The sequence below is a fragment of the Clavibacter nebraskensis NCPPB 2581 genome (assembly GCF_000355695.1).
Classification (GTDB): Bacteria; Actinomycetota; Actinomycetes; order Actinomycetales; family Microbacteriaceae; genus Clavibacter; species Clavibacter nebraskensis.
Map to the genome: position 1 here is coordinate 1,549,216 of NC_020891.1, position 12,849 is coordinate 1,562,064.

General features: G+C 74.0%; 10 protein-coding genes. 6 read left to right on the top strand and 4 right to left on the bottom strand.

Annotation, left to right across the window (positions count from 1 at the left end; translation table 11 throughout):
- Window positions 1-54 precede the first annotated feature (54 nt).
- From CMN_RS07320 to CMN_RS07330, 3 genes are all read left to right on the top strand, one after another.
- Window positions 55-960 (top strand): alpha/beta fold hydrolase, encoded by a 906-nt coding sequence (locus CMN_RS07320; RefSeq protein ID WP_015490194.1) that lies wholly within the window; start codon window positions 55-57, stop codon window positions 958-960.
- Window positions 961-1,027: 67 nt separating this feature from the next.
- The gene (locus tag CMN_RS07325; protein WP_015490195.1) at window positions 1,028-1,762 is read left to right on the top strand and encodes an alpha/beta hydrolase; all 735 of its coding nucleotides are present in this window, start codon (window positions 1,028-1,030) and stop codon (window positions 1,760-1,762) included.
- 31 nt (window positions 1,763-1,793) lie between these two features.
- Complete coding sequence (locus CMN_RS07330) at window positions 1,794-3,215, top strand: MFS transporter (protein WP_015490196.1); 1,422 nt, start codon at window positions 1,794-1,796, stop codon at window positions 3,213-3,215.
- Here the strand turns inward: CMN_RS07330 and CMN_RS07335 are convergent.
- Entirely contained in the window at window positions 3,212-4,189 is a 978-nt protein-coding gene (locus CMN_RS07335) for an NAD(P)H-quinone oxidoreductase (protein WP_015490197.1), read from the bottom strand. The two genes, CMN_RS07330 and CMN_RS07335, sit on opposite strands and share 4 nt — an antisense overlap.
- Window positions 4,190-4,343: 154 nt before the next feature.
- Here CMN_RS07335 and CMN_RS07340 point away from each other — a divergent pair, with 154 nt between their 5' ends.
- Window positions 4,344-4,910: a YceI family protein gene (locus CMN_RS07340; RefSeq protein ID WP_015490198.1), complete on the top strand. Its 567-nt coding sequence runs from the start codon at window positions 4,344-4,346 to the stop codon at window positions 4,908-4,910.
- A gap of 105 nt (window positions 4,911-5,015) precedes the next feature.
- Here CMN_RS07340 and CMN_RS07345 read toward each other — a convergent pair whose 3' ends face one another.
- The 3 genes from CMN_RS07345 to CMN_RS07355 are packed head-to-tail and all read right to left on the bottom strand — an operon-like array spanning window position 5,016 to window position 10,472.
- Window positions 5,016-5,948, bottom strand: a complete 933-nt coding sequence (locus CMN_RS07345; RefSeq protein ID WP_015490199.1) for an alpha/beta fold hydrolase — start codon at window positions 5,946-5,948, stop codon at window positions 5,016-5,018.
- Window positions 5,945-6,991 (bottom strand): FUSC family protein, encoded by a 1,047-nt coding sequence (locus CMN_RS07350; protein ID WP_015490200.1) that lies wholly within the window; start codon window positions 6,989-6,991, stop codon window positions 5,945-5,947. Before CMN_RS07350 ends, CMN_RS07345 begins: the two co-directional genes overlap by 4 nt.
- Window positions 6,992-7,046: 55 nt before the next feature.
- Entirely contained in the window at window positions 7,047-10,472 is a 3,426-nt protein-coding gene (locus tag CMN_RS07355; protein ID WP_015490201.1) for a DNA polymerase III subunit alpha, read from the bottom strand.
- 114 nt (window positions 10,473-10,586) lie between these two features.
- Here CMN_RS07355 and CMN_RS07360 point away from each other — a divergent pair, with 114 nt between their 5' ends.
- Both CMN_RS07360 and CMN_RS07365 read left to right on the top strand, forming a co-directional pair.
- Complete coding sequence (locus tag CMN_RS07360; protein ID WP_015490202.1) at window positions 10,587-11,954, top strand: glucose-6-phosphate dehydrogenase; 1,368 nt, start codon at window positions 10,587-10,589, stop codon at window positions 11,952-11,954.
- Window positions 11,955-12,052: 98 nt separating this feature from the next.
- Window positions 12,053-12,802 (top strand): dienelactone hydrolase family protein, encoded by a 750-nt coding sequence (locus CMN_RS07365; protein WP_015490203.1) that lies wholly within the window; start codon window positions 12,053-12,055, stop codon window positions 12,800-12,802.
- Window positions 12,803-12,849: the final 47 nt, after the last annotated feature.

Sequence of the window (12,849 nt, forward strand, 5' to 3'; positions counted from 1 at the left end):
CCTCCCATCGACCGGCACGGCGGTCGCCCGCCGCCGGACGGCTAGGGTCGACGGATGCGCTCCCCCCTCGCCCGGCTCACCCGCGTCCGGCGACCCGGGGACGTGCACCGCACCGAGTCCTCGCCGCCGCGCTGGCTGCTCCTGTCGCGCCGCTACGGCTCGCGCGCGATCCCCGTCGACCACGACCTGGAGCGCCGGACCGTGCTCGGGTTCCGGATCGCGATCAAGGTGTTCCGGTCGCCCGGCCCGAACGCCGGCCGCACCCTCGCCGCCGTACCCGCGGACGCGCGGGCGTCCTTCGTCCTCGTGCACGGGATCGGCGTCTCCTCGCGCTACTTCCACCCCGTGGCCGCGTTCCTGGCCGAGCACGGCACGGTGTACGCGATCGACCTGCCGGGCTACGGCGAGTCGCCGCGGGTGCTCCGGGACGTGACGCTCGACGACCACGCGGCGGTCGTGGCCGAGGTGATCCGGCTGCACGGGCTCGTCGACCCCGTCGTCGTCGGCCACTCGATGGGGACGCAGATCGTGACCAGGCTCGCCGTGGACCGGCCCGAGGTCACCGACCGCATCGTGCTCATCGCGCCCACGCTCCCGCCGCGGACCCGCGGCCTCGTGCGCGCGGCCCTCGCGCTCGCGGTCGATACCCTCCGCGAGCCGCTGCTCGCGAACGCCGTGGTGCTGGGGGACTACTTCCTGCGCTGCGGGATCCCGTACTACCTCCGGCAGCTGCCGCACCTCATCGACGACGCGATCGAGGAGCGGGCGCCGCGCATCCGCGCGCGGACGCTCGTGCTGGTGGGCGACCGGGACGCCGTGGTCGACCGCCCGTTCGCGCGCGACTTCGCCGCCCGGATCCCGCGCGGCGAGCACCGGGTGGCGCGCGGCCCGCACGTCGTGATGTACACGGATCCGCTCGGCGTCGCGCGCGCCATCCTGGAGCACGCCCGGGCCCGATGACGCCCGACGCGGACCGGCGTCGGACGCTCCGGCCGACGGGCGCTCCGCGCCCGGGCAGGATGGACGGGTGACCGCCGCCGCACCCGACCCGCTCCCGCCGCTGCCGGCCCTGCGGAAGGCGCTCGACTGGGCGCTCGACTACGCCTACGTCCTCCGCTGGCAGGCGGCCGCCACGATCTCCCGCGACGACGCCCGCTCCTTCGAGGACGGCCGCGACGACCGGCCGACGATCCTCGTGCTGCCGGGCGTGTACGAGCGTTGGCAGTTCATGCTGCCGATCATCCGGCGGCTGCACGCGCGCGGCCACGGCGTGCACGTGGTCGGCGCGCTCGGCGCGAACGTGGGCCGCGTCGCCGAGATGTCGCGCCGGGCCCGCGCGTACCTCGAGGCCGAGGACCTGCGGGACGTCGTCATCGTCGCGCACAGCAAGGGCGGCCTCATCGGCAAGCACCTCATGGCGTTCGGCGACCCGGATCGTCGGATCCGCGCGATGGTCGCGATCAACGCGCCCTTCGGCGGCTCCTCGTACGCGCGCCTCATCCCCGTCCGCAGCATCCGCGACTTCTCGCCGCGGAACGCCGCGCTCGTGGAGCTCGGCCGGTCGCGCGAGGTCAACGCGCGGATCACGAGCGTCTTCGCGCGCTTCGACCCGCACATCCCGGGTGGCAGCTCGCTCGACGGCGCGACGGACGAGCGCGTCGCCGCGTCGGGTCACTTCCGGATCATGGGCGACGAGGACGTGCTCCGCCGGGTGGAGGCCGCGATCGACCGGGCCGGAATGCAGGCGGCACCGCCCGCCTGATCCGCCTCGGAGCGCGGCGCATACTGGGCACATGCCCGACTCCGCCGCCCCCGCACGCGCGGGCGGCCACCCGGACGGCACCGCCGACGGTCGCGGACGCACGGTGCTCGTCGTCGCGATCCTCGCCTCCTTCGTCGCGTTCCTCGACGGCACGGTCGTCAACGTCGCGCTGCCCGCGATCGGGGAGGACCTCGGCGGCGGGCTCGTCGTGCAGCAGTGGGTCGTGGACGCGTACCTCATCACCCTCGGCGCGCTGATCCTCCTGGCCGGCTCCCTCTCCGACGCCTTCGGCCGCGTGCGGGTGCTCCGCTGGGGGCTCGTCGGCTTCGGCGTCACGTCGCTCGTGTGCGCGATCGCGCCGACCGCCGGGATCCTCATCGCCGCGCGCGCCGCCCAGGGTGCCGCCGGTGCCCTGCTCGTGCCGAGCTCCCTGGCCCTCCTCGCGCAGGCCTTCCGCGGACTCGCGCAGGCGAAGGCCATCGGCTCCTGGACGGCGTGGACCGGCACCGCGATGCTCGTGGGCCCCGTCCTCGGCGGCGTCCTGGTGGACGCCCTCGACTGGCGGCTCGTGTTCGAGATCAACGTGCTCCCCATCGCCGTGACCCTCGTCCTGCTCGCCCGGCTGCCGCGCGACGCGCCCGTCGCCGACGGCACGCGCGTGGACGTGCCGGGAGCGGCGCTCGGCGCCCTGGGGATCGGCGGCCCCGTCTTCGCGCTCATCGAGCAGTCGCGGCTCGGCCTCGGCCACCCGCTCGTGGTCGGCAGCCTCGTGGTCGGCGTCGCGTGCCTCGTGCTGTTCGTGGTGCGCGAGCGCTCCACCCCGCACCCGATGCTGCCGCTCGCGCTCTTCCGGGAGCGGGACTTCCTCGTCGGCAACATCGCGACCGTCGGGATCTACGGCGCGCTGTCGCTCGGCGGCTTCGTGATCGCGGTCTTCCTGCAGCAGACGGGCGGGCTGTCGGCGACGGCCGCGGGCTTCGCGCTCGTGCCGACCACCGTGATCATGCTGCTGCTGTCGACGCGCTTCGGCGTTCTGGCGGGTCGCATCGGGCCGCGGCTCCTGATGGGCATCGGGCCGATCGTCGCGGGCGGCGGCTACCTGCTGATGCTGCGCGCCACGGAACCCGTGGACTACCGGGGGCAGCTGCTCCCCGGGATCCTCGTGTTCGGCCTGGGCCTGTCGATGACGGTCGCGCCGCTGACCGCGACGATCCTCGAGGCCGTGCCGTCCGCGCAGGCGGGCATCGCGTCGGCCGTCAACAACGCCGTCTCGCGCATCGCCGGGTTGATCGCCATCGCCGCGATCGGGCTCGTGGCCGGGCCCGATCTCGACGTCGCCGCCTTCCACCGTGTGGTGCTCGTGACGGCGGCGCTCCTCGTGGCGGGCGGGCTGGTGTCCCTCGTCGGGATCCGCTCGCGTCCCGCCCAAGCCGCGGGCGACGCGGCGGGCTAGACCGCCAGCAGCACCTTGCCCACGTGCTGCGACGACGCCACGTGGGCGTGCGCGGCGGCCGCCTCGGCGAGCGGGAAGACGCGGTCGACGACCGGGCGCACGGATCCGTCGGCCACCGCCGGCCACACGTCCGCCCGGACCGCGGCGACGATGCGCGCCTTGTCCTCGGCGTCGCGGGCCCGGAGCGTCGTGCCCCAGATCCGCCCGCGCCGGGCCATCAGCTGGCCGAGCGCGATGCTCGTGGGGGCTCCGCTCTGCGCGCCGATGACCATGATCCGGCCGTCGCGCGCGAGGGCGCGGATGTCGCGGTCGATGTAGTCGCCGCCGATCGCGTCGAGGATCACATCCGCTCCGCGGCCGTCGGTGGCCGCGAGGAGCGCCTCCACGAAGTCCTGCTCGCGGTAGTCGATGAGGATCTCCGCCCCGAGCGCCCGGCACGCCTCGAGCTTCGCGGGGCTGCCGGCGGTCACGGCCACACGCGCGCCGAGCCGCGTGGCCAGCTGGATCGCCATGGTGCCGATCCCGCTCGACCCGCCGTGCACGAGCAGCGTCTCGCCCGGCGCGAGGCCCGCGTCGAGCACGACGTTCGACCACACGGTCGCCACCACCTCGGGCAGCCCCGCCGCCTCGACGAGGTCGAGCCCGTCGGGCACCGGCAGGACGTGCCGCTCGTCGACCGCGACGAGCTCCGCGTAGCCGCCGCCGGCGAGCAGCGCGCACACGCGGTCGCCGACGCCCCAGCGCGCCGCGCCCGCGCCGACCGCCTCGACCGTGCCCGACACCTCGAGCCCGAGGTGCGTCGGCGCTCCCGCGGGCGGCGGGTACGCGCCCGCGCGCTGGCTGAGGTCGGCGCGGTTGACGCCGGCGGCGGCCACGCGGATCAGCACCTCGCCGGGACCCGCGACCGGATCCGGCAGGTCGGTGAGGGAGAGGACGTCGGGGGAACCGGGGGAGGGGAAGGTGATCGCGCGCATCCCGCCACGGTACGCCCGCCGCGGCCCGCGTCCGGCCGACCCCAGAAGTACATGAACTCGCAAAGAGAAATGGGAATGGAAGCGGGATCCATGCGCTTGCATACCTTCGAGGCCGTCGGCCCGCACCCATGACCCCTGTACGAAAGGCACGCACATGAGCGACACCAGCACCGTCCCCGGATACATCGCCGGCACCTGGACCATCGACAAGACGCACAGCTCGGTCGGCTTCAGCATCCGCCACATCATGATCAGCAAGGTCAAGGGCACGTTCAAGGACTTCGACGCCGAGATCGTGACGGGCGCCACCCCCGAGCAGAGCTCCGTCACGGCCCACGCGACCATCGCCTCGATCGACACGAACGAGCCGAACCGCGACCAGCACCTCCGCACCAACGACTTCTTCGACGCCGAGAACCACCCCACCATCGACTTCGTCTCGACCGCCGTGCGCGTCGAGAAGGACGGCGACGCCAAGGTCGACGGCGAGCTCACCGTCCGCGGCGTCACCAAGCCCGTCACGTTCGACGTCGAGTTCGGCGGCTTCGGCGGTGACCCCTACGGCAACACCAAGTTCGGCGCGACGGCCACCACGGTCATCAACCGCGAGGACTTCGGCCTCACCTACAACGCGGCCCTCGAGACCGGCGGCGTGCTGCTCGGCGACAAGGTCACCATCACGCTCGACATCCAGGCGGTCCTCGCGACCCCCGCGGCCTAGCGCGCTCCGGCCGGGCATCCGTCCGGCCGCCCCCGCGTCACGCGGATCCGACGCCCCCGTTCCCCTCGCCGGGACCGGGGGCGTCGTCGTGCGCGGCGTCGCGGCTCAGGGGACGAGGCCGAGCGCGCGCAGCGTCTCGGCCGGGCGCTCCACGTGCGCGAAGTGGCCGGCGTCGCGGATCACCGCCGACCGCAGCGACGGCACCGCGCGCGCCAGCAGGTCGAGGTCGTCCGGGGAGACGAACACGTCGTCGTCGCCGCGCACCGCGACCACCGGGCACGCGATGCGCGACCAGAGGCCGTCCGCGTCGTAGCCGCGCGTCACCTCCGCGGCCAGCGAGAACGCGCGGGGGCGCGCCTCAGTCGCGATCGCGTCGACGATCGAGCGGCGCACGTGCCAGCCGTGGGCGAACAGCGGCAGCGCGACCGGCCGCATGAGGCGGATGCGGCCGACGCCGCGGATGAGCGCGGTGCCGGGGCGTCCGAGGCGGCGCATGGTGCGCATCACGCCGAGCATCATCGTGAAGCCCGGGATGAGCCGGAACTCCCGCACGGGATGCGCGACGCTCGCGATCACGGAGTACGTCGTGGGCGAGACGAGCGCCACGGAGACGACGCGGGAGGGGTCCTGCGCGGCCAGGTGCAGGGCGATGAAGCCGCCCATGGAGTGGCCGACGAGCCGGAAGCGCGCGTAGCCGAGGCCGTCGACCACGGCGCGGACGGCGTCGGCGATGGCGTCGACCGTCGCCTCGTCGTCGGGCGCGTCGAGCACGGAGCCGCCCCAGCCGGGCAGGTCGATCGCGACCACGTCCGCGAACGGCACGCCCGCGTCGCGCGCGGTGCGGATCAGCGGCGTCCAGGTGGTCCAGGATCCGGCGGCGCCGTGCAGCAGCACCGTTGCCGTGTCCGACCCGCGCACCGCGGCGTGGTGGTGCCGGACCACGCCGAGGCGGGTCGGGGTGGTGCCCCGCACGAGTCCGGACGCCGCCGGGTCCGGGTCCAGCTCGAGCGGGCTGTAGCCGGGCAGGGGCCGGGTCACTCGGCGCCGCCGATGATCTCCGAGCGGATGCGGCGGATGTCCTCCAGCAGCGAGCCGATGAGGATCCAGTGCTCCTCGCTCGGCTGCAGCACCACGAGCGGCGCCGTGAGCGCGGGCTCCTCCCGCGGGTCGGCGCCGTTCGCGCGGCCGTCGCCCGGCAGCGCGTGCTCGGCGAGGAGCCGCACGTCGTGGGCGGCGCGCGTCAGCTCCGTCGCGATCCCGCGCACCACGGGCTCCTCGGCGAGCGACGGGTCGTAGCGGTCGTGCACGGCGCGCGTCATGCCGACCACGCGGTTCACGAGCACCGTGAGCGTCGCGAGGAGCTCCCGGTCGGCCTCGAGCAGCGCGCGGTGCCGCCGCCGGAGCGGGTTGAGGGTGAGGCTCTCGAGGCCCCGGTCGACCTCGGCGACGGCCTTCGTGTGCCGCGGCCGGAGCTCGCGGGCGCGCGCGAGCATGCGGTCGAGCTCCGCGCGGTCGACGGGCTCGGACAGCGCGCCCGCCAGCCGGTCGAGGGCGGCGGCGCAGTCGCCCGCGAGGCCGACCACGGCGCGGCGGCTCGCCTCGTGCAGCACGGGCGGGGCGATCGCGATGTTGACGACCACGCCGATGGCCGCGCCGAGGATCGTCTCCACGATGCGGTCGACCGCATAGACGGGCGAGAGCTGGCCGATGGCGAGCACGAGCATCGCGCTGATGGGGATCTGCGTGCTCGACCCGGGCGTCAGCCGGAACACCCAGCCCACCAGCACGGCGACGACGACCGCGAGCAGCACCACCCCGCTCGACGTGCCGAGCGCGAGGCCGAGGACGAGCGCCAGCAGCACGCCCGTGATCACGCCGAGGCTGCGCTCGACCGCCTTGCCGAAGGTCTGGTTGATGCTCGGCTGCACCACGAGCAGCGCCGCGATGGTCGCGAAGATGGGCAGCTGCGCGGGCAGCAGGGCGATGCACACGAACCAGGCGATGATCGCGGCGACGGAGGTCTTGACCACCTGGACGAACGGGATCCGCGTGGTGGTGCGGACGGTCGTGGTGATGCGCACGTGCGGCCTCCGGCGGCGGTCTCGGGTGGATCCATCATCCCGCGGGCGGGCGGCCTCAGGCGACCTGGGCCGCGTCGTCCATCCCGTCGGCCCCGCCGTCGCCCTGCCGCCTCGCGTCCTGCCAGCGCGCCCACATCTCCTTGAGGTCCCACGCTTCCTCCGCCTGGATGGAGACGCCGCGCTCGCCCGTGCGCCGGGTGCGCCCCCGGATCACGAGCAGCCGCGTGCCGAACAGCATGGGCCCGGCCTTCTGCTGCGCCTCGTCGAAGAAGGTGGAGTCCGAGCAGCCCGAGCCGTCGTCGAGGCTGATGAAGACGACGCGCTTGCCGCTGCGCATGGGCGGCGTCTGCGTGGCGATGCGGATCCCCGCGACCACCACCTCGGAGCCGCTGCGCACCTCGAGCAGCTGGCTCGCCGGGATGACCCCGAGCTCGTCGAGCATGGGCCGGTAGCTCTCCAGCACGTGCTCGGTGACCTCCATCTGCAGGATGTCGAGCTCGGCGGCGACGCGCGCCCGGCCGTCGGGGTCGGGCGAGCCGCGCGGGATGAGGTCGCGGTCGTCGACGAAGAGCGGCAGCTGGCCGGCCGGATCCTGGGGCCGGGCCGCGCGCGCCGTGAGCCGCCGGGCGAACGCCATCACGTCGCCGCGCGACGCGGCCCCGCGGGCGGCGGCGGCGTCCTCGTCGGACGTCGCGAGCGAGTCGAGCGCGCCCACCGCGGCCAGCCGCTCGAGCAGCGCGCGCGACGGCTGCGCCTTCGCGTAGAAGTCGCTGATGGAGTCGTAGGGCTGGCCCCGCTCGATGCGCTCCAGCTCCGCCTGGCTCATCCCGTGCACGTCCTGCAGCGACAGCCGGATCCCCAGCTCGCCGATGCGCGTGCGTCCCGTCGTCCCCTCGCCCGCGACGCGCTCGACCCGGTAGACGCCGGTCGACCGGTTCACGTCGAGCGGCAGCACGGGCACGCCCATGCGCCGGGCCTCGGTGAGGAGCAGGCGCTTGGGGTACATGCCGGGGTCATGCGTGAGGATCCCCGCGAGGAACTCCGCCGGGTAGTGCGTCTTCAGCCACGCGCTCTGCCAGGTGGGCAGCGCGAACGCGGCGCCGTGCGCCTTGCAGAACCCGAACGAGCCGAAGCCCTTCAGTGCCTTCCAGATGCGCTCGACGTCGGCGTCCGAGAAGGGACGCCGGCCCGTGCGCCCGTCGACGTGCGCGGTCGTGCGCTCCCGGAACGCCTGCTCGACCACCGTGTCCATCCGCTCCATGTTGCGGCGCAGCTCGTCGGCCTCCGCGAGAGAGACCTGCATGCAGTCGGCGAAGATCCGGATGACCTGCTCGTGGTAGATGACGACGCCGAACGTGGACGCGAGGAACGGCGCGAACCGGGGGTGCAGGTAGTCGGGCCGGGTGATGCCGTGCTTCGTGTCGAGGAACGGCGCGACCATGTTGCCCTTCATGGGCCCCGGCCGGAACAGCGAGATGTCGGCGATGAGGTCCTCGTAGACGTCCGGCTGCATCTTGCCGATGAGCTCGCGCTGCCCGGGCGACTCGATCTGGAACATGCCGAGCGTGTGCGTGGTGCGGATGGCCTGGAACGTCTCCTCGTCGTCGTGCGGGATCTCGTCGAGCTCGATGCGCCCGTCGCGGTGCACGTAGCGCGCGTCGACCGGGATGCCGCCCGCGACCGCCGAGCGCGTGCCGTGGATGCGGTGGATCTCGTCCAGCGCGTACGCCATGGTGCTCTGCATCCGCACGCCGAGGATGTCGAGCTTCAGGAGCCCCATGTCGTCGATGTCGTCCTTGTCGAACTGGCTCATCGGCAGGCCCATGCCGCTCGGCTGCACGGGGCTCGTGCTCAGCAGGTCGGAGTCGCCGAGGATCACGCCGCACGGGTGCATGGAGATGTGCCGGGGGAGCCGGTCGAGCCGCTCGGTGAGGTCGACCAGCAGGTCGATGCTCGGGTCGTCGCGCACGAGGTCGGCGATGGGCTTGAGCTCCGGCTTGGTCTCGAGCACCGCCCGGAACTCGCGCGCGTTGAAGCGCCAGATGTTCTTGGCGATGAAGTCGATCTGCTGCTCGTCGAGGTCGAGCGCGAGCCCCGCGTCGCGCGCGGCGCCGCGGGCCCGGTAGGTGTTCTGCATCGAGAGCAGGGTGACCCGGTTGCTGCCGTACCTCTCGAACACGCGGTGGTACACCTCGTGCCGGCGCGCGGACTCCACGTCGATGTCGATGTCGGGCAGCGTCGAGCGCACCTTGCCGAGGAAGCGCTCGAACAGCAGGTCGTGCTCGAGCGGGTCCACGTTGGAGATGCGCAGCAGGTAGTTGACGAGGCTGCCCGCGCCGGATCCCCGCGCCTGGTTGCGCACGCCCATGTCGCGCATGAGCGCGCACACGTCGGCGACCGTGAGGAAGTAGGTGGCGAAGCCGAAGCCCGTGATGGTGGTGAGCTCGGTGCGCATGCGGGCGAGCACGCGCTGCCGCATGGCCTCGTCGACGTGCCCGAACCGCTCGGTGACGCCGACCTCGGCCTTCCGCCAGAGCGCCTCGTCCGGGTCGCCGGTGACGCCGATCACGGACTTCTCCGGCAGCTTCGGCTTCCGCCAGGCGAGGTCGGCGTCGGGATCCAGCCGGCAGCGGTCGGCGAGCTCCTCCGTGGCGCGCAGCAGCGCCTCGCCCGCCCGGCGGTCGAGGGACGACGCACCCGCGACCTCCCGCGCGATGCCCTGCATCTCGGCCGGGGTCTTGAGCCACGCCTGGCCGTTGGGCTGCGGGCGGAACGACCCGAGCGGCCGCAGCGTGCCCGCGGAGTCGAGCACGTCTCCCGTGAGCGCGTCGTCGGGCTCGAGGTACCGCGCGGCGTTGGTGAGCACGGCGGGGACGCGGTGGGCGTCGGCGAGCTCGAGCATGCGGGCGGCGTGGCGGAGGCTGGCGGACTCGCCGGGCTCGGTGAAGTGGCAGACCACCTCGACGACGACCGCGCCGGGCAGGAGCCGGGCCCACTCGGCCAGGTGGCGGGAGGCGAGCGCGTGGTCGCCCGCCGCGACGGCGCGGCCGACGTCCGAGTCGGGCCCGAGCATGACGGTGCCGACGGGCCCCTCCTCGCCGAGCAGGAACGCGGGCGGCCGGGTGCGCGCGATGCCGGCCTGGGCGCTGCGGGCGGTGCTCCTCGCCGTGCCGCGCCCGTGGCTCGCGCTGATGAGCCGGCTGAGCGCCGCCCAGCCCTGGCCGCGGGTGCCGCCGTGCGCGAGCACCGTGATGCGGCCCGGGTGCTCGCCCGTGAGCCCGAGCTCCGCGCCGACGACGGGGGAGACCCCGGCGGCGATGGAGCGGCGGATGTGGCGGACGGCCCCGTACAGCCCGTCGCGGTCGGTGATCGCCGCGGCCGACGCGCCCTCGGACGCGACCCGGTCGACGAGCGCCTCGGGCGCCGAGGTGCCGAAGTGGGCGGAGAAGGCGGACGCGACGTGCAGGTGGGTGAAGCTCACGCGCGCCTCCCTCGATGTCCGCCCGCGTCCTCCCCGGACGCAAGGTTCGAACGTATGTTCGACTCGCCCAGTGTAGTTCGGCTGCCCGGCAGCCGCGACCCGTAGTCTCGGAGGATGACCAGCGAACCCTCCACCCTCGTCATCCTCGGCGCCAGCGGTGACCTCACGGAACGCCTCCTCCTGCCGGGTCTCGGCAGCCTCATGGCGAGCGATCGGGGGCGCCGGATCCAGCTCATCGGCACCGGCCGGAGCGAGCGCACGCCTGCGGAGTGGACGAAGACGGTCAAGACCGCGTTCGACTCGGTGGACGCCACGGGACGCCGGGCGGCGGGCATCGTCTCGTCCACGGAGTACATCCAGGCCGACCCCACCGACCTCGATGACCTGAAGCGCATCCTCGACGCGTGCGAGGGCGCGCCGGCCCTCTACTTCGCGCTCCCGCCGGCCATCTCCATCGCGGTCTGCGAGCAGCTGGCGAAGCTCGACCTGCCGGAGGGCACCACGCTGGCGCTCGAGAAGCCGTTCGGCTCGAACAGCCGCAGCGCCGCGCAGCTCAACCGCCAGCTGCTGAAGCTCGTGCCGGAGGACCGCATCCACCGCACCGACCACTTCCTCGGCCTCTCCACGGTGCTCAACCTGGTGTCGCTGCGCTTCGCCAACCGCTTCTTCGAGTCGGTGTGGAGCGCGAAGGACATCGAGAAGGTCGAGATCCTCTACGACGAGACGCTCGCGCTCGAGGGCCGCGCCGCCTACTACGACAAGTCGGGCGCGCTCGTCGACATGATCCAGAGCCACATGCTGCAGGTCCTCGCGGTCTTCGCTATGGAGCCGCCCGCGAGCATCGACCCGGACGACCTGCGCTCGAACATCGCCTCGGTCCTCCGCGCCACGGAGGTCTGGGACAACGACCCCATCGCCCACAGCCGCCGGGCCCGCTACACGGGCGCCACGGTCGACGGCACCCGCATCCCCGCGTACGCCAAGGAGGAGGGGGTGGATCCGGCCAACGAGACGGAGACGCTCGCCGAGGTCACGTTCGGCGTCGCCAACGCGCGCTGGGCGGGCGTGCCGTTCCACCTCCGCTCGGGCAAGGCCCTCAAGGAGGCGTCGAAGCGCATCATCGTCACCTTCAAGCCCGTCGCGCACCTGCCGCGGGGCCTCCACGGCTCCGCGCGTCCGGACCGCCTCATCATCGACCTCAAGCCCGACGGCATCTCGCTCGAGGTCACGATGGACGGCACGGGCGAGCCCTTCACGCTCACGCAGTCCACGTTCCGCGCGGAGTTCGCCGAGCCCGAGCTCACCCCGTACGGCGAGGTCCTCGACGGCATCCTCGCGGGCGATCCCCGTCTCTCCGTCCGGGGCGACGTGGCCGAGCGCTGCTGGCGCATCGTCGCGCCCGTCATGCGCGCCTGGAAGGGCGATCGCGTGCCCATGGCCGAGTACCGCGCCGGATCCGCGGGGCCGACCGCCTGGCGCTGACCGCTCGCGCCGGCCGCACCGGCCCCCTCCGCATGACGGCTCCCTGGGCGTCGTCGCCTCCCGGCGGCGGCGCCCTCGTCGCGTCCTAGCGTGAGGGCATGCCCGTGACCCTCAGCGAGATCCCCCTGCCCGCGGCCGCGCCCGGAGCGTCGCCCGGGCTGCACGGCGTGCTGGCGGTGCCGGAGGGCGAGGGGCCGTGGCCCGCGGTCGTGGTGGTGCACGAGGCCTTCGGCGTCACCGACGTGATGCGCCGCCAGGCCGAGCGCCTCGCCGAGGCCGGCTTCCTCGCGCTCATGCCCGACCTCTTCTCCGCGGGCGGCGCGCGCCGCTGCCTGGTCGCCACCTTCCGCACGCTGGCAGCGGGGGAGGGCCGCGCGTTCGTCGACGTCGAGTCCGCCCGCCGCGCGCTCCTCGCCCGGGCCGACTGCACGGGCCGCGTCGGCGTCATCGGCTTCTGCATGGGCGGCGGGTTCGCCCTCGCGGCGGCCTCCCGCGGCTTCGACGCGTCGAGCGTCAACTACGGCATGCTCCCCGAGGACATCGACGGCGTGCTCGAGGGCGCATGCCCCATCGTCGCGAGCTACGGCGGACGCGACCGGCAGCTCGCGGGATCCGCCGACCGGCTCGAGGCCGCGCTGTCGGCGCACGGCATCGCGCGCGACGTGCGCGAGTACCCGGCCGCCGGCCACTCCTTCCTCAACGACGCCGAGATGGGTCCCCGGCCGCTCCGCCCGGTGCTGCGCGCGGTGGGCATGGGCCCGGAGCCCGCGTCGGCGGCCGACGCGTGGCGACGGATCGACGCGTTCCTCCACGCCCACCTACGCGACGCGGAGCGCACGGGCGCTTAGCGCATCGGCCCTGCGCGCCGGGCTGACTCTCCACCGGCCTCGGCTAC